This window comes from Alkalihalobacillus deserti (genome assembly GCF_020734105.1).
GTDB lineage: Bacteria > Bacillota > Bacilli > Bacillales > Bacillaceae_D > Halalkalibacter > Halalkalibacter deserti.
This window is the reverse complement of the sequence record NZ_JAJAFR010000007.1, coordinates 159,271-176,085: the sequence shown is the minus strand read 5'-3', so window position 1 is coordinate 176,085 and position 16,815 is coordinate 159,271. Positions and strand designations below refer to the sequence as shown.

The 16,815-nt window shown below is 39.7% G+C and carries 15 protein-coding genes; all 15 read right to left on the bottom strand.

Annotated elements, in window-relative coordinates; all coding sequences use genetic code 11:
* Positions 1–61: 61 nt before the first annotated feature.
* Complete coding sequence (locus tag LDX58_RS15210) at positions 62–1,612, bottom strand: acyl-CoA carboxylase subunit beta (RefSeq protein ID WP_227937674.1); 1,551 nt, start codon at positions 1,610–1,612, stop codon at positions 62–64.
* A 39-nt stretch (positions 1,613–1,651) separates the two neighbouring features.
* Positions 1,652–2,143, bottom strand: a complete 492-nt coding sequence (accB, locus tag LDX58_RS15205; RefSeq protein WP_227937673.1) for an acetyl-CoA carboxylase biotin carboxyl carrier protein — start codon at positions 2,141–2,143, stop codon at positions 1,652–1,654.
* Positions 2,144–2,292: 149 nt separating this feature from the next.
* Positions 2,293–3,645: an acetyl-CoA carboxylase biotin carboxylase subunit gene (accC, locus tag LDX58_RS15200; RefSeq protein WP_227937672.1), complete on the bottom strand. Its 1,353-nt coding sequence runs from the start codon at positions 3,643–3,645 to the stop codon at positions 2,293–2,295.
* 171 nt (positions 3,646–3,816) lie between these two features.
* Positions 3,817–5,343 (bottom strand): succinyl-CoA:acetate CoA-transferase ScpC, encoded by a 1,527-nt coding sequence (gene scpC, locus LDX58_RS15195; RefSeq protein WP_227937671.1) that lies wholly within the window; start codon positions 5,341–5,343, stop codon positions 3,817–3,819.
* 125 nt (positions 5,344–5,468) lie between these two features.
* Positions 5,469–6,119 carry a LytR/AlgR family response regulator transcription factor gene (locus LDX58_RS15190; protein ID WP_227937670.1) on the bottom strand — a complete coding sequence of 217 codons (651 nt, stop codon included), beginning with the start codon at positions 6,117–6,119 and terminating at the stop codon, positions 5,469–5,471.
* 56 nt (positions 6,120–6,175) lie between these two features.
* The gene (locus tag LDX58_RS26750; RefSeq protein WP_372459207.1) at positions 6,176–6,385 is read right to left on the bottom strand and encodes a transposase; all 210 of its coding nucleotides are present in this window, start codon (positions 6,383–6,385) and stop codon (positions 6,176–6,178) included.
* Between the two features lie 14 nt (positions 6,386–6,399).
* A complete protein-coding gene (locus LDX58_RS26035) occupies positions 6,400–6,849 on the bottom strand; it encodes a transposase (RefSeq protein ID WP_308017530.1) in 450 nt (149 codons plus the stop codon).
* Positions 6,850–7,076: 227 nt separating this feature from the next.
* Complete coding sequence (locus tag LDX58_RS15180; RefSeq protein WP_227937669.1) at positions 7,077–7,238, bottom strand: hypothetical protein; 162 nt, start codon at positions 7,236–7,238, stop codon at positions 7,077–7,079.
* 389 nt (positions 7,239–7,627) lie between these two features.
* Positions 7,628–9,217: a long-chain-fatty-acid--CoA ligase gene (locus LDX58_RS15175; RefSeq protein ID WP_227937668.1), complete on the bottom strand. Its 1,590-nt coding sequence runs from the start codon at positions 9,215–9,217 to the stop codon at positions 7,628–7,630.
* Positions 9,218–9,533: 316 nt separating this feature from the next.
* Positions 9,534–10,718 (bottom strand): acetyl-CoA C-acetyltransferase, encoded by a 1,185-nt coding sequence (locus tag LDX58_RS15170; protein WP_308017528.1) that lies wholly within the window; start codon positions 10,716–10,718, stop codon positions 9,534–9,536.
* A 138-nt stretch (positions 10,719–10,856) separates the two neighbouring features.
* On the bottom strand, positions 10,857–12,167 hold the full coding sequence (locus tag LDX58_RS15165; RefSeq protein WP_227937666.1) for an acetyl-CoA hydrolase/transferase family protein: 1,311 nt from the start codon (positions 12,165–12,167) through the stop codon (positions 10,857–10,859).
* Positions 12,168–12,274: 107 nt separating this feature from the next.
* Positions 12,275–13,060 carry an enoyl-CoA hydratase-related protein gene (locus LDX58_RS15160; RefSeq protein WP_227937665.1) on the bottom strand — a complete coding sequence of 262 codons (786 nt, stop codon included), beginning with the start codon at positions 13,058–13,060 and terminating at the stop codon, positions 12,275–12,277.
* Positions 13,061–13,481: 421 nt separating this feature from the next.
* Positions 13,482–14,465 carry an electron transfer flavoprotein subunit alpha/FixB family protein gene (locus LDX58_RS15155; RefSeq protein WP_227937664.1) on the bottom strand — a complete coding sequence of 328 codons (984 nt, stop codon included), beginning with the start codon at positions 14,463–14,465 and terminating at the stop codon, positions 13,482–13,484.
* A gap of 61 nt (positions 14,466–14,526) precedes the next feature.
* On the bottom strand, positions 14,527–15,294 hold the full coding sequence (locus LDX58_RS15150; protein ID WP_227937663.1) for an electron transfer flavoprotein subunit beta/FixA family protein: 768 nt from the start codon (positions 15,292–15,294) through the stop codon (positions 14,527–14,529).
* A 254-nt stretch (positions 15,295–15,548) separates the two neighbouring features.
* Positions 15,549–16,691, bottom strand: coding sequence for an acyl-CoA dehydrogenase (locus LDX58_RS15145; protein WP_227937662.1), 1,143 nt, complete (start codon positions 16,689–16,691; stop codon positions 15,549–15,551).
* Positions 16,692–16,815: the final 124 nt, after the last annotated feature.

Genomic DNA, 16,815 nt, shown 5'->3' with positions numbered 1-16,815 from the left:
TGAGGCCTCCACACGGTTTTCTTCTATTTAATAGGTACATCGTCCCCACTATAGAGAAAGTTTATAAAGGGATATTTCCATGCTTTTTCTTAGGTAATTCCTTTTTCTTATTTTTTAGCATCTCCAATGCACTGGCGATACTTTTTCTCGTATCCCTCGGGTCAATTACATCATCAACAATTCCATTTGCAGATGCAACGTACGGATTGGCGAAGCGTTCGCGATACTCGTCGATTTTTGCTTTCCTAACTGCCTCTGGGTCAGCACTTTCACTAATTTCTTTTGCAAAAAGAATATTTGCTGCTCCTGCTGGTCCCATAACTGCAATTTCCGCATTTGGCCAAGCAAACACTAAATCTGCGCCGATTGCTTTGCTGTTTAAGGCAACATATGCACCACCGTATGCTTTTCGCGTAATAACAGTAATTTTGGGCACAGTAGCTTCCGAATAGGCATATAAGATTTTTGCACCATGTCGGATGATCCCACTATGCTCTTGTTGGATACCAGGGATAAAACCACTAACATCTTCGAATGTAATCAATGGAATATTAAAGCAATCACAGAATCGGATGAAACGAGCACATTTGTCAGATGAATTAATATCAAGGCCACCAGCCATCGTCTTCGGATTATTAGCAATAATACCGACTGTATCGCCGTTTATGCGGGCAAATCCAACGACAATGTTTTTCGCGAATTTCGGCTGAACTTCCATAAAATCTTGATCATCAACGATTAAATGAATGACTTTACGCACATCATAAACCTTTGTTCCATCTACTGGGACAACGTCAAGTAGTTCATCGATTCGCTCATCTAATGGAACTTTATTTTCTGGTTCTTTGTAAGGTGGTTTCTCTTCATAATTGGGTGGTAAGTAGCTAATTAATCTTCTTACTTCGTTTAATACTTCTTCTTCTGACGCTGCAGAAAAATGCGCATTTCCACTTATTGAGGAATGAATATTCGCACCACCTAAATCCTCACTATTAATCTTCGCTCCTGTTACCGACTCGATGACCTTTGGACCCGTAATAAACATTTGACTTGTTTTTTCCACCATGAAAACAAAATCAGTAATCGCTGGGGAATAAACGGCTCCGCCGGCACAAGGTCCCATAATCACGGATATTTGCGGAATTACTCCCGAATAAATGGAGTTTCGGTAGAAAATATGACCATATCCGTCAAGTGACAATACACCTTCTTGAATACGAGCCCCTCCTGAGTCATTCAATCCTATAATGGGTGCTCCATTTTCTGCCGCTAAATCCATGACTTTTGTAATCTTCGTCGCATGCATTTCGCCAAGGGCTCCACCGAAAACAGTAAAATCCTGTGCGAAAAGGAAAATAAGGCGACCATCAACCTTACCGTATCCAGTAACAACGCCCTCTCCTGGGGCCTCTCCAGAACCATACTCAAGACCACGATTTTCAATAAACGGGTTTATTTCAACGAAAGTCCCTTCATCTACTAATAATTCGATTCGTTCTCTAGCAGTAAGTTTACCCCGGTCATGCTGGGCATCAATCCGTGCATCACCACCGCCCAGCTTCACCTTTTCACGTCGTAGTTCCATGATTTCGATTTTATCGAACATATCCATACAGTGATTCCTCCTTAACAAGTGTTACTATTTTATTGCTTATGCTGTTTTTACGAGAAATAAGGGCTGACCAAATTCAACAAACTGACCATTTTCTACAAGGATATCAACGATTTCACCGTTAACTTCCGCTTCAAGCTCATTCAAAAGCTTCATTGCTTCCACAATACAAAGCACTGAATCTTCATTTATTTGATCTCCCACACTTACATATGGTCCTGAATCAGGTGATGGTGCTGCATAAAACGTTCCAACCATTGGAGAGGCAATTGTATGAATCGATGGATCCTCGGCGTTCGTCGCTGGTGTTTGTATTTCTTCCTGCTTTTGAACGGGAGCTGCTTCCACTTTCACAGCGGACACAGGTCTTTCGGTTTGGATCTGAGTTTCTTCCATTAGCGCAACTTGTCCATTATTGTTTTGTTTACCTATTGTTAATCGCTCATTATTTTCGCCTTTAATCGTTAATTCTCCGATTGAAGAACGGTCTACTGCTCGAATTAATTCTTTAATATCATTCATTTTAAACATGTTAAAACACTCCTTATATTAATTATATTTTGAATATTGCAAAAAACGACTATATTTATCTACTTAGTTTTTCTCGGATTATAATTGAATGTAAAGCGATATCTGCATATATCTACTAATTTGAGACAAAGAATATACCCTCTATTTAATTAAGTTGAGGCCATCAAATCATTCATCTCTAAAAACTTCGTATTAAAATCTCCAGTTATAAAATCTGGGTGATCTAGTAATCGAAGATGGAAGGCAATCGTTGTATCGATCCCTTCAATGAAAAACTCGCTCAAGGCTCGCTTCATTCTTGCAATTGCTTCTTCTCGGTCTTTTCCATGTACGATTAATTTGGCAATCATCGAATCGTAAAATGGTGAAATCGTATATTCTGAATAAACCGCGCTATCGACCCGAATACCAAAACCACCAGGTGGCAAATATACTCCAATTTTCCCGGGTGATGGCATAAAGTTTTTAGCTGGATTTTCAGCATTAATTCGGCATTCTATCGCCCAACCATTAATTTTAATATCTTCTTGGGTAATAGATAGCCTGTTTCCTGATGCCACAAGTAATTGTTCTTTTATTAGGTCTACTCCGGTTATTAGCTCAGTAACTGGATGTTCCACTTGGATGCGCGTATTCATTTCCATAAAGTAAAAATTTTTATGTTTATCTAATAAAAATTCCACCGTACCTGCTCCTGAATATTGTACAGCCTTAGCCGCTCGTAATGATGCCTCTCCCATTTTCATTCTTAGTTCTTGATTAAGGGCAGGAGATGGAGCTTCTTCAATAAGCTTTTGATGGCGTCTTTGTATAGAACAATCACGTTCCCCTAAGTGCACAACATTTCCATAGGAATCACCCATAATTTGAATTTCAATATGACGAGGCTCTTCGATGTACTTTTCTAAATAAACACCTGCGTTACCAAATGCTGTTTCTGCCTCTTGCTGTGCCATAGAGATCGCTTTTTTTAACTCTATTTCGCTTTCAGCGACCCTCATCCCTTTTCCACCACCGCCAGCAGTCGCTTTAACGATAACAGGATAGCCGATGCTTCTAGCAGTAGACACAGCTACCTCAATATCTTCAATAATCCCATTTGTACCAGGAACAATCGGTACACCAGCTGCTTCCATCGTTTCTCTCGCTACAGCTTTCGCACCCATCTTACTGATCGCCTCAGGTGATGGTCCAATAAAGATGATATCGTTCTCAAAACATTTTTTAGCAAATTCGGCGTTTTCTGCTAAAAATCCATAACCTGGATGGATAGCATCTGCATTTGAACCTAGAGCAACACTTAATAAATTTGATATGTTTAAGTAGCTCTTTGATGATAAATGTGGTCCAATACAATAGGCTTCATCTGCTAATTGAACATGTAGTGCCTCTTTATCTACCTCTGAATACACAGCAACGGTTTCAATTCCTAATTCTTTGCATGCTCGAATAACTCGAACTGCAATTTCGCCACGATTGGCGATTAGTACCTTCTTTAACATTCTTTCTCACCCCTCCAGATAATTCCTCATTAAAACTGACTAGTCGGTCTTACTCTTTAGATTTTACCCCTACTGATTTATTAATTTCTAAGAAGTCATGCTAAGTTACTTTTCGGTTAATCCCTTTTTACATCTATTTTGGTTCCACATTGCCATTGTTAAAATAGGTTTTCACTGGACCACTTCAAATACGGTGTCAAGCATTGTTCCCTTTTTAGCAAGATTCGTATACCATGTAAACGCTTTATCGAGATTGTGTGGAGTTTGATGTCCGCCGGTTTGTTCAAGCGCTTCATCAAAGTAAGCTTGGAGTTGCGGACGATACATTGGGTGGGCACAATTATCGATAATCTTTTGTACGCGTTCTTTGGGAGCAAGTCCTCGTAAATCTGCGTACCCTTGTTCTGTAACAATCACATCGACATCGTGCTCAGTATGGTCAACATGTGATACGAATGGAACAATGCTAGAAATCTTCCCGTTTTTTGCGATAGACTTTGTTACAAAAACACCAAGGCGCGCGTTACGAGCAAAGTCCCCTGATCCACCAATCCCATTTACCATTTTAGTTCCAGATATATGTGTCGAATTTACATTCCCATAAATATCACATTCTAGTGCCGTATTAATGGAAATTAATCCAAGCCGACGAATAATTTCCGGATGATTGGATATTTCTTGAGGTCTAAGAATCAAATGATCTCTGTATTTTTCTATATTCTCATGCACTTGCTGCACTTTTTCTTCAGATAATGTAAAGGAACATCCGGAAGCATATTTAACTTTTCCAGCATCCATTAAGTCGAATACCGAGTCCTGCAACACTTCTGAATATATTTCTAAATCTGAGAACTCAGAGTTAAGAAATCCGCTAAACACAGCGTTCGCTATCGATCCTACACCAGATTGAAGTGGAGCAAGTTCTTCAGTAAGTCTCCCAGTCTTCACTTCTTCACGTAAGAACTGAAGAAAGTGATTAGCGATCAACGCTGTTTCTTCATCTGCGGGGACAATTGTAGATGGTGCATCCGGTTGATAGGAAACAACGATTCCTATTACTTTATCAGGATCGACCGAAATACCTATTGTTCCGATACGTTGGTCTACTTTAGTTAAGGGAATCGGTTCACGTTCTCCTTGTTTAGCTGGTATATAAATATCATGTATTCCTTCTAATTCGCTAGGATGTGAAATATTCAGTTCAATAATTACATGTTTAGCGTGTTCGACGTAGATAGCAGAATTGCCTACTGAAGTAGTTGGAATGATTAATCCTTCTTCTGTAATGGTCATTGCCTCTACGATTGCAAAGTCGATTGGTCCAATCAATCCAGAGCGCACTAATTCCGCTGTGTGTGATAAATGTTGGTCAACGTAAATGATTTCTCCAGCGTTCACTTTTTTACGCATCGCAGGTTCCGCTTGAAAAGGCAAACGTTTATTAATAATGCCAGCTTCCACCATATATTGATCAACTTCTGGTCCTAATGATGCCCCAGTATATACATCAACTTTGAATGATTCAGTTTTAGCTTTATTTACAAGTGCCATTGGAACAGCCTTAGCATCACCTGCACGAGTAAATCCACTCAAGCCCAATTTCATGCCATCTTTAATCCATGATGCTGCTTCTTCAGCACTCACAATTTTACCCCTAAATTGTTCATTGCGAATTCTCTCCAAAGCGTCTTTATTCATAAATATCTCCCCCATCCCTCTTTTTTAATATTCTATCAACGATTTGATAGGGTCACATTTATTATTGAATGAAAAGGGTTAAATATGGAATGAAACAGCATTTTTAATGCATAAAAAACAAATTTTCAAAAGCCAAAAGCGCGCCTAAATTGTCCTGAGTAAGTTTGACTGACGGGAATCTTAGAATCGTCTCTCATCACCAACAAAAACGTCGAATGAAAATCGGGTAAAATTTCAACAATATGATTGATATTTACAATGTACGACCGATGAACTCGAATAAATAAGTCATTAGGTAGAATAAGTTCCAATTCACTTAAATTCAATTTATGGGATCCTTTTACATGTTTGGAATGTACTCTTGTTTTACGATTTTGTGCCTCTATATACATCACTTGATCATTTGTTATAGGCGTCCAGCTATCATTTGTTTTTACAGTCAGAAATGATGAGAACAACAATTCAGGTTTTGTAGGTAAAATAGTAGTTATCGTCCCCGTTGGACCACCTTCGTCAATAATTGGGACTGACATACCAAAATAGGGAACGCCAAATCCATTCCTTTGAATAAACTCAGAAATCTTTTTTCCACCACTTAGTGCTTTAAACGTTACCGTATCTTCATATATTGTGTCGCCAGGTTTAATTTTTAAATCGATTCGTTTACTTGGTTGATAGTATATGAATTGATGATTATTCGATACAGCAATCGAGGTGTCTTTTGAAACATGTTCACCGAGTACATTTAATATTGATTTTACCGTTATTTGGTCCATTGATCCTCACCTCTACTATTCAATTTATTTTACTATTTTAATAGCAGGATGAATCATTATGACATCCTATATAGTCCACTCTTATATTTTACATCTATTATTTTCGCGATTGAAATACCATAACATCTACGTTTAATATTCTTAATCTTATGGTTTGTTCCTTCTGTTCTAGCGTTTGTATAGCCTGTTATAAAATAGTGAAGGATTTCATCTTCCCACTTTTTAATCGTTTTCGCTTCTTGCTTAAACGCTTTAAAAGGACTGATATGAACAAGTCATACTAAATGGATAACCTCTCTTTTGCTTGAGAATAAGAGTCCGATTCATAAACATCTCGAAATAGTTCTTTTAAGTAATAAGCATGAGCTAAGTCAGGTGAGTCATCAAAGTATTGGTCTAGTTTTTTTTGCCAATCCTTTAGATTTTCCTTGTTTTTTAATAACAGTAATCGACCTCTCTTTAAAGCAAGATTCTTAGACTTGATCTCTTTAGAGACTTGATCAAATGCTTGTGTGACTTTTTGAACGACTTGGTATTTATAATCACGACAGTAGCTTTGGGAAACTGAACGGTTACAACCTTGAAAAGTGGCTCCCACATACCAATGACGACGGTTTGAATGAACTCTGGGGACAATCCCTTCTCGTTTTGAACAAAAGAAGAAACAGCTTCTGTTGTGCGATCCTTTGTCCATTCCAAAGACATTGCCAACAGCAAGAATTGTTATCACCGTTTCATAGGAATGACCTGCTCAAACGTTGTATATGGAATCTTTTGCTTTTTACTGACATCTTTGATGGTCGTTCCTAAGCATAATTTATACAGGTGTTTACGAAATCTAATGGTCTGACGTTGATTTCCCCTTGCATAAGTAACCTTAAAAGTATTTATACCTAAAAAATAAAAAACGAATGACATGAACAAGTAAATACAAGGCTTTTTCTAGTATCGCCAAATCTAGTACTTTACGTGTGTAGAATCATGGCGTTGATAATCCTTGAACCCGCAATAAAGGCAGCGTTCATCTATTGACTTTTGGACTTCAACTTCATAACAAGATTCTTGAACTGTAAGTTTAAGAACTTCAAATTCTAGCAAATCTAATGGTAACGAAAACACTTGCGAAACCTCCTAGTAATGTTTGTTTGGTAGCTAACATTATTGCCAGGATTTCGTAGGTGTTTTCTTTGTTTTTATACATTTTTCACAATTTTTGGTGATGCCTAAAAATTTAATTAAAACTTATCATTTCCATTTTTCCATTGATCTTCTAGCGGAATTGTCTCTAGTACATCCCCATGTTCTGCTATTTTCATTTTCTATTCTGAACAGATCATAAAAAGAAGTATGCTCCCCACCGAAATTACCTTCACTTACCCAGTACAAAGTCACCTTGAACAATTACCATATTCTAGTAGTATGCCATTTCGATACCTTGTTCTGCGGATAGCCACTCTCCATCCTCATTTAAACAATCTACCTTCAAAATTTCTGGTGAATTGCAAAATCTAATTCACTTTTCTGCCTTTTTCCTTCCAGTAAGGCTCCCTTAACACGTTTTTTTGAATTTTCCCTGATGCTGTTTTAGGTAATTCACTCATAAATTGAACTGATTTAGGTGCCTTAAAATGAGGTAAATTCCCCCGGCAGAATGTTATGAATTCATCTTCTGTCAAAGAGTGTCCCTCTTTTAGTACACAAATAGCATGCGGGATCTCTCCCCATTTTTCATCAGGAACGGCAATGACAGATACTTCCAGAATGGCAGGATGCTTATAAATTTCCCCTTCTACTTCAATGGTCGAAATATTTTCTCCACCACTGATGATAATATCTTTTTTTCGATCTACAATTTCCACATATCCTTCTTCATCCACGGTAGCCATATCCCCAGTATAATACCATCCATTTACAATGGATTTGGCTGTCTCTTCCGGTTGTTTCCAGTATCCCTCCATTACACTATTGCCGGAGGTAATAATCTCCCCTACTTCTTTTCCGTTCGGCTTTACATAATCACCATGTTCATTGATCACTCTTACATCCATATTAAGCATCGCGATACCCGTTTTTGCTTTTAAATGGTAAACTCTTTCAGGTTCGAAGTTTAAATGGGATTTAATATGGCCGACCGTTAGAAAAGGTGCTGCCTCTGTCATTCCATAAACTTGAATAAACTCAAATCCTAATTCTTCTTCCACTAATTTAATAAAGGAAGGAGGTGGGGCAGAACCAGCAATAACGACCCGAATATCATGAGTAACCTCTAATGTTGTTGATTTGGGTTCATTTAACAACATATTTAATACGGTCGGAGCCATACAAGACACAGTTACATTTTCTTTTTCGATTAAATCAAATATTAGTCGAGGATTGATTTTTCTAAGCATGACATGCGTAGCCCCCATTCCTGTGAAGGCAAAAGGTGTCCCCCAACCATTTACGTGAAATAACGGCAACGTATGAAGTAAAGTGTCTTTATCCGCTGCTCGTAAATGAATGATTGTATTTAGTGCATTAAAATACAAGCTTCGATGGGAATGCATAACCCCTTTTGGTCGACCGGTCGTTCCACTTGTGTATAATATATTGGCAATATCCAATTCATTCATTTGAGGAATGGGAGGTGCTTCAAGAGAAGCTTGATTCAGTAAATCTTCATAGTTCTTCCATCCTTCTTTTTTCTGCTCTTCCTCAAATGGGAGGATGATAAAATGTTCTACACCAGTTAATCCCTCTTTTACAGGTTCAATTAGGTCAGATAGCTCAGCATCAACCAGTAATACCTTTGCTCCGCTATGGTTAATCATATAATCATAATCAGATGGAATCAAACGCGTATTAAATGGAACCATGATAGCCCCAATCTGCATGACACCATAGAAACCTTCTAGCATTTGAAGTGTATTAGGAGCTAAATAAGCTACTCTATCTCCCTTTTCCACCCCTAAGTTTATAAGCAAATTCGATAATCGATTTACTCGTTCTTGAAATTGACGATAAGTTAATCGAATATTATTATCAATAACAGCAATTTTATCTGGATAATAAGTAACTGCCCTCTTTAAAAAATCAGGAATGAACAATTGATGATTCATACGAATACCCCCAATTACTTTTAGTTTAGCCTGTCTTAAAACTTGCTGGTTTCAGACGGCTCTTCACCGCCTAGTTTCTTGATTTTTTGAAATCTTCCCCAACACTTGTTCCACTAATTCAAATGAAAATTTTCTTCCATCAAGTATTAATGAGTGCATCACCATTTCCTGTACCAAGATGAAATCTATCAATGGTTACCTAATCTCCTTGAATGATCCAAATCTTATAACACTGTTTCACCAAGTCATTAAACAGCTCTTCAGCTAACTTACTTACGCAATGATTTCTTTAAACACATTCAACTATTCATCTTCTTTAGGCTTCATTTTCTACAATGGTTGAAATCCCCTGGCCCCCTCCAATACAAAGCGTTGCCAGTCCGAATCTGCCATTTCTTCTTTTTAATTCGTAAATCAATGTAACGAGGATACGAGCTCCACTTGCACCAACAGGATGACCTAGTGCAATTGCACCACCGTTGACATTTAATTTTTCTTTATCAAATTTCAATTCTCTATCAACTGCAAGAGATTGTGCCGCAAATGCTTCATTAGCCTCTATCAAATCCACTTGTTCGAGTGTTATTCCTGCTTTTTCAAGTGCTTTTTTTGTAGCTGGTACAGGACCGATTCCCATCAACTTAGGGTCAACACCTGAACTCGCATTTGAGCGGATGACAACTAACGGCTTCAAGCCCAATTCTTCTGCCTTTTCCCTACTCATGACAACAAATGCTGCCGCTCCATCGTTAATACCTGAAGCATTTCCAGCAGTGACGATACCATCCTTTTTAAATGCTGGTCGAAGCTTTGCAAGCTTCTCAGCTGTCGTACACGGTTTTGGATGTTCATCTGTATCAAATATGAACGGACCTTCTTTACCTTTAGGAATCGTAACAGGAACGATTTCTTCTTTGAATAACCCTTTTTTGATTGCCTTTTCTGCCTTTTCTTGGCTCCATGCTGAAAATTTGTCAAGTTCCTCTCTGTTTAAACCATGTGATTCACAAAGGTTTTCTGCTGTCACCCCCATGTGGTAATCATTAAAAGCGCACCAGAGTCCGTCATGAACCATTGAATCGATTACTTTTTGATTACCCATTTTAAATCCATCTCTAGCCCCTTTTAATAAGTAAGGAGCCTGACTCATATTTTCCATGCCTCCAGCAACAATTACTTCACCTTCTCCAAGTAAAATCGATTGAACAGCTAAATGGAGCGCTTTTAGTCCGGACCCACAAACTTTATTGATTGTCATAGAGGAAACTCCATAAGGCAGCCCGGCCAATATCGCAGCCTGTCTTGCAGGGTTTTGTCCGAGTCCGGCCTGAAGTACATTACCCATAATCACTTCATCGACCTCTTCAACACCCGCTCTTTGTAATACTTCTTTAATGACAATAGAACCTAATTGCGGTGCTGACATATCCTTTAAACTACCGTTAAAACCCCCTATGGCCGTTCTGACGGCACTAACAATAACAGCTTCTCTCTTCTCCACTTGTTTTCCTCCTTTTAGTCGTTCGATTAACCCTTTCATAATCCAGTCATCTCGCTGAATTCAGACGTATCGGCTCCTAAATTTCGTACCTTGCTACCCGGATTCCTGCCAAACTAGATGCAAAAGAACAAATTCCATCTAAGGTTTAGCATAGAAATTCTTTTGTGGGAGAAAGCCCTTTTTAGTTGCGTCGAAGATCAATTGTTCTCTAAATTTCGGATGGGCAATGTTAATCAAGGCTTTGACACGTTCCCCAATGGTTTTGCCTTTGAGTTCAGCTCTACCGTACTCAGTTACAATAATGTCAACATCGTTTTTGGATGTGGTGACCACCGCATCCTGCGATAACTTCGGAACGATTTTGGAAATCGAGTCATTCTTCGCCGTAGAGTACAGGCAAATAATCCCTCGTCCGTTCTTGGTTAAACGCACACCCTTAGTAAAGTCCCCTTGGCCGCCCGATGAAGAATAATATTTTCCGTTGATAGTTTCTGAGTTACACTGGCCAATGAGGTCGACCTCGACGGTAGAATTTACGGATACGAGGTTATCAAATTGGGCAATCGTTCGTACATCGTTGCATACATCGCACGGTATCATAAGAATGTCTTCATTTTCATGAATAAAATCATACAACCGTTGTGTTCCCAGCGCAAAGGTAGCGGTGGTTTTTCCTTTATAAAGCGTCTTATTTTGATTCGTAATGGCCCCTGATTCATATAAGTCCACAATTTTATCTGGAAGCATTTCTGTATAGACACCAAGATCACGATGATCATTCAGAAATTCCATCACCGCGTTCGGCATCGCACCATAACCGATTTGCAGAGTATCACCATTTTTGATAATATCAGCTATTGTTTGTCCAATCTTGAAATCTTTTTCATTTAACTTTGGATTCGGCAACACTTGAATATTGACATCGTTCTCAACTAGCGCTGTCACCTGACTAATGTGGATTTGGTTCTGCTCACCGAATGTACGCGGCATGTTTTCATTTACTTCCAAAATAATTGTTTTCGCTTTGTCAATTAAGGAGGCGACGTAGGACAGGCTCGTTCCTAGCGAAAAATAGCCGTTTTCATCTATCTTTGAAACCGTTGCCATAATGACGCGATTTGTTGTCGCTTGCAACAGTAAGGATGGAATGTCAGAAAAATGATTCGGAAGCAAGTCAATTGTCCCTTGATGAAAGCCCGGACGATCTTTACCGCTCAGAAATAAGGAGACTTGTCTAATTCGCTCTTCTTCCATGCCTAGAACCGGATAAGACGGAATCATATGGTAAAGTCGATTTCCAGCCAGTTTAGTATGACCCGATAGCGCGTTCAGCAATGCTGGAGGTTCACCAGGGGAGATGGGAACAATAATGTCCTCCCCTGGTTCAATAAAACGGACAGCTTGTTCTGCAATAAGACATTTTGTTTGATATTCAGTATAAAAGCTCATTACTTTTCCTCCTCTGCCCTCTTTACAAAAATATATATCTAGTAGGATTACAAGACTCCATCACTACAGATATGACCTGATCGCCTTCTTAAATTGGTAGACTACCATTATTTTCCCTGAAAGGTGTATGTCCGCTTTTCAAGAAACGCTGACATCCCTGCTTTTTGATCCTCAGACTCAAAAAGCATTCCAAACATTTCTGCTTCTAAGGACAGAGCTCGTTCTAGATCGAGACCGATTCCGTCATTCACCACTTTCTTACTAAACTGAACTCCAAGCGGTGAATTGAGCGCAATGTTATTCGCAATTTCTTTCGCTTTTGTTAATAACTCGGTTGGTTCAACCACATGATTGATAAGGCCTATTTCACGCGCACGCTCTGCTGTGATTAGCTCCCCTGTAAACAGCAATTCTTTCGCTATCCCTGGACCGACAATACGGGGCAGACGTTGAGATCCACCGAAGCCCGCCATTATACCCAATTTGACTTCGGGCTGGCCAAACTTAGCCCGCGTACTGGCAATTCGGAAGTCACATGCCATAGCCAATTCGCAACCACCTCCAAGCGCAAACCCATTAACAGCGGCAATAACCGGCTGCGGCAAATTTTCTAGTTTCGAAAAAACTTTATTTCCGAAGTGTGAAAGTTCACGGCCTTCCATGACATTTTTGTGTCTCATTTCAGTGATATCCGCTCCCGCTACAAACGCTTTTTCACCTGCACCAGTCAGGATAACAGCACGGATTGATAGATCGCTTCCAATATGATCTATCAAATCGAATAATTCCTTTAACAGCTGTGAATTAAGTGCGTTTAAAGACTTCGGTCGGTTAATCGTAATGATCGACACATGGCCTTCAACGGTATAAATGAGATGATCGAACTTATTCATAGAATCCCCCTTTAGTTTACGTGTTGAAACCCATCCTGTTTTCAAGCCTTACCAGATGGAGAAGTTATCCCCTTCCAAAAGGAGAGGAGTCAAAGCTACTCACTCAACTGGAGTATTATACACTCCATCACATTGCTCAAATCTTTTGAAAAAGCTAGCCATGTTTGATTATCCTATGTTTCGGATTAGTAAGGTTCCCTGTACGAATCATCTATGAGATGAGATTAGCTTAATCTTTATTCCATTCCATCCCATCCCATCACAACAAACTCGTCAGGTAGCTTTATAAATACAATGCAATTAGTATTTTTATTTTCACTTTGAAAATAAGGCCGCTTTTTGAATAGTCTCCCTGAATTCGCTTTGCCTCTTCACCCGTACTGCATTGATTTCAAAAATCATAGTGTTAATTCTGATGGAATTATACCGCAGTTCCATTCAATACTTTTCTAAATTCTTCTGTAAGTAATGGAACCACTTCAAACAGGTCACCTACGATTCCATAATCAGCTACACTAAAGATCGGCGCTTCCGGATCCTTATTAATAGCAACAATCACTTTAGAATTGGACATACCTGCTAAATGCTGGATTGCTCCGGAGATACCGCATGCAATATAGAGGTCGGGGGTTACTACCTTTCCGGTTTGCCCGATTTGTAAAGAATAATCACAATATTCCGCATCACAAGCGCCGCGGGAAGCTCCTATCGCACCACCCAATACATCAGTCAATTCCTTCAATACCTTGAAGCCATCGACGCTTTTGACCCCACGGCCTCCTGACACGACGACTTTAGCTTCAGACAAGTCAACACCACCTACCGCTTTGCGGACTACTTCCTTTACAATAGTACGCAGATCTTTAATCTCAACCGTAAAGTTTAATTGCTCCGAAGTAAAGCTCGGATCCGATTCCACTAAAGTAATATTATTAGGACGAATGGTTGCAAATATTTTTCCATCAATCACCTTTTTCTTTTGGAATGCCTTTCCTGAATAGATTGGACGAGTGAATATCACATCTCCACCATCAATTGTCAAATCTGTGATATCGGATACCAATCCAAGCCCAAGTCTAGCGGCCATCCGAGGGGCTAAATCCTTGCCGATTGCGGTATGCCCCATTAATATGGCGTCGGGATCAACTGCATTAAACAATTGGGTCAATGCTTGGGAGTAACCATCTGATGTATACTGTTTCAATAGCTCGTGTTCGATTAGATACACTTTGTTTGCCCCAAATTGAGTCAATTCAGAAACAAATTCAGCTCCTCCACTTCCCAATACAGCCGCTATGATTTCCCCCCCTTCCGCTATCTTTTGCGCGGCTGAAAGTGCTTCAAATGAAACGTTTCTTAAGTTCCCATCACGTGTTTCTGCTAGTATAAGTACTTTTCTTCTCATTTTCCTCTCCCCCTAGATCTCTTTTAATAATTTTTTAGATCATGACAATCACAAATAGGTGTTATATTACTTTTGCTTCGTTGTGAAGAAGTTGTACTAACTCTTTTACCTGGTCAGAGAATTCACCGGAAAGTACGCGTCCCGCATCTTTCTTCGGTGGTAAAAATTGATCGATTATATCTGTTTTCGTCTTGACTTCTTCTAGATTTATGTTAAGGTCATCCGTACTAAATCTTTCCATCGGCTTCTTCTTTGCCTTCATGATTCCAGGTAGAGATGGATAACGAGGTTCGTTTAGGCCTTGTTGTGCCGTTACAAGTACTGGTAAGGAAACTTCAATCGTTTCCGAATCCCCTTCTACATCACGAACAATCGTCGCCTTAGAACCTTCGATATCCAACTTGGTAATACTAGAGACATGAGGGATTCCGAGCCCTTCCGCCAAGCGCGGGCCTACTTGTCCGGATCCGCTATCGATGGACATATTGCCAGCCAGAATGATGTCATAAGGACGATCCTGAATGACTGTAGCCAGCACTTTGGAAATGGTATATTCATCTCCAGACAAGGATTCATCGTCAAGGATAACCCCTTTGTCAGCTCCCATTGCTAAAGCTGTTCTCAGCGCATTTTCAGCACGGCTTGGTCCAATGGTAATGACCGTCACCTCTCCGCCGAATTCTTCTTTCAATTTTATCGCTTCTTCAACGGCATACTCGTCATAAGGATTAATGATAAATTCGATGCCATCTTCTTGAAGTTTCCCATTCTGAATTGATATTTTTTCTTCCGTATCAAACGTTTGCTTCAAAATAACTAGACTGTTCATTTGAACCTCCACCCTTCTATAAAAATAGTAAATAGTAACGAATATTCCCAAAAATTAATTTACTTTTTTGTCCTTTCCTTTCCAGAAAAGGTGTGAAATAACGACAATTATGAAGCAACTTATCTTTATCCGATACTGCAAATGAATGATTGTGTTTCAAGCGTTAAAATATAAGCTTCGGTAAGAATACATAATTCCTTTTAAATGGCCGGCGGTTCCGCTGGTATATAAAAAATCGCACTATCTAAACACTACTAATCTTTGAGGAGATACCCACCAATAACGAGACGCTGAATCTCATTGGTTCCTTCATAAATTTGCGTGATTTTCGCATCACGCATATAGCGTTCAACAGGATATTCTCTCGTGTAACCATATCCGCCAAAGACTTGTACCGCCTCTACCGTTACCTCCATGGCAATATCACCCGCAAAAAGTTTTGACATGGCGGACTGTAGACCGTAGGACATCTCCTGATCTTCGCGCCAAGCTGCCTGGTAAGTTAGCAATCTAGCTGCCTCAATCTTGGTAGCCATATCCGCCAGCTTGAATTGAATCGCTTGGAGCTTCGAGATCGGTTTACCGAACTGAACACGTTCCTTTGAATAGGCAACAGCATGGTCAAGGGCGCCTTGGGCAATTCCTAGAGCTTGGGCTGCAATCCCATTTCTTCCTCCGTCCAGCGTCCGCATCGCAATTTTAAATCCTTCACCAACTTGGCCGAGTAAATTTTCTTTCGGAACACGGCAATCTTCTAGGATTACTTCCGTTGTAGCGGAAGAACGAATGCCCATTTTCTTTTCCTTTTTACCGATAGCTAATCCAGGGAACCCCTTTTCCACAATAAATGCAGCAATTCCTTTATGCTTTAATTCGGGATTCGTCTGGGCAAACACAATATAAATATCTGCATAACCACCGTTGGTAATAAAGATCTTTGATCCGTTAAGAATCCATTCATCGTTTTGTAATACAGCTGTTGTCTTCATTTCCACAGCATCAGAACCAGAACCAGGTTCTGTTAAGCAGTAAGCCCCCATCCATTTTCCTTCCGCCATCCCTCGCAGATACTTTTGTTTCTGTTCTTCCGTGCCAAATTTATAAATCGGCCATCCTGCCAGAGAGCAGTGGGCAGAAAGCGTTACGCCGACAGACGCATCCACTCTGGATAATTCCTCTACAGCCAATACATAGCTTAAGTAATCGGCTCCCGCTCCACCGTACTCTTCCGGCCAAGGAATTCCTGTTAACCCTAGTTCAGACATTTTTTTCCATATGTTCATATCCCACCTTTCTTCTTCATCCCGTTCCGCTGCAGTCGGTTCCACTTCGTTCAAAGCAAACTCCCTAACCATTTTGCGCATCATTTTGTATTCCTCTGACAATAGGAAATTCATACTTTTCCACTCCTCTTTAACCTTTAATTTGTTTTATCGATCATTCATTTCGGGGAAATATACCCCCGTCAAACAGGCCATCTGGGATGAATCAGGTTTTCCTCCCCAGGACAAGCGAAAATCA

Bases quoted from the DNA above. Each gene is read 5' to 3' on its own strand.
- LDX58_RS15175 (WP_227937668.1), bottom strand. From the start codon at position 9,217: ATGAATCATCAATTGTTCATTCCTGATTTTTTAAAGAGGGCAGTTACT.
- LDX58_RS15165 (WP_227937666.1), bottom strand. From the start codon at position 12,167: ATGAGCTTTTATACTGAATATCAAACAAAATGTCTTATTGCAGAACAA.
- LDX58_RS15145 (WP_227937662.1), bottom strand. From the start codon at position 16,691: ATGAATTTCCTATTGTCAGAGGAATACAAAATGATGCGCAAAATGGTT.
- accB (WP_227937673.1), bottom strand. From the start codon at position 2,143: ATGTTTAAAATGAATGATATTAAAGAATTAATTCGAGCAGTAGACCGT.
- LDX58_RS15150 (WP_227937663.1), bottom strand. From the start codon at position 15,294: ATGAACAGTCTAGTTATTTTGAAGCAAACGTTTGATACGGAAGAAAAA.
- LDX58_RS15190 (WP_227937670.1), bottom strand. From the start codon at position 6,119: ATGGACCAAATAACGGTAAAATCAATATTAAATGTACTCGGTGAACAT.
- scpC (WP_227937671.1), bottom strand. From the start codon at position 5,343: ATGAATAAAGACGCTTTGGAGAGAATTCGCAATGAACAATTTAGGGGT.
- LDX58_RS15155 (WP_227937664.1), bottom strand. From the start codon at position 14,465: ATGAGAAGAAAAGTACTTATACTAGCAGAAACACGTGATGGGAACTTA.
- accC (WP_227937672.1), bottom strand. From the start codon at position 3,645: ATGTTAAAGAAGGTACTAATCGCCAATCGTGGCGAAATTGCAGTTCGA.
- LDX58_RS15160 (WP_227937665.1), bottom strand. From the start codon at position 13,060: ATGAATAAGTTCGATCATCTCATTTATACCGTTGAAGGCCATGTGTCG.
- LDX58_RS15210 (WP_227937674.1), bottom strand. From the start codon at position 1,612: ATGGATATGTTCGATAAAATCGAAATCATGGAACTACGACGTGAAAAG.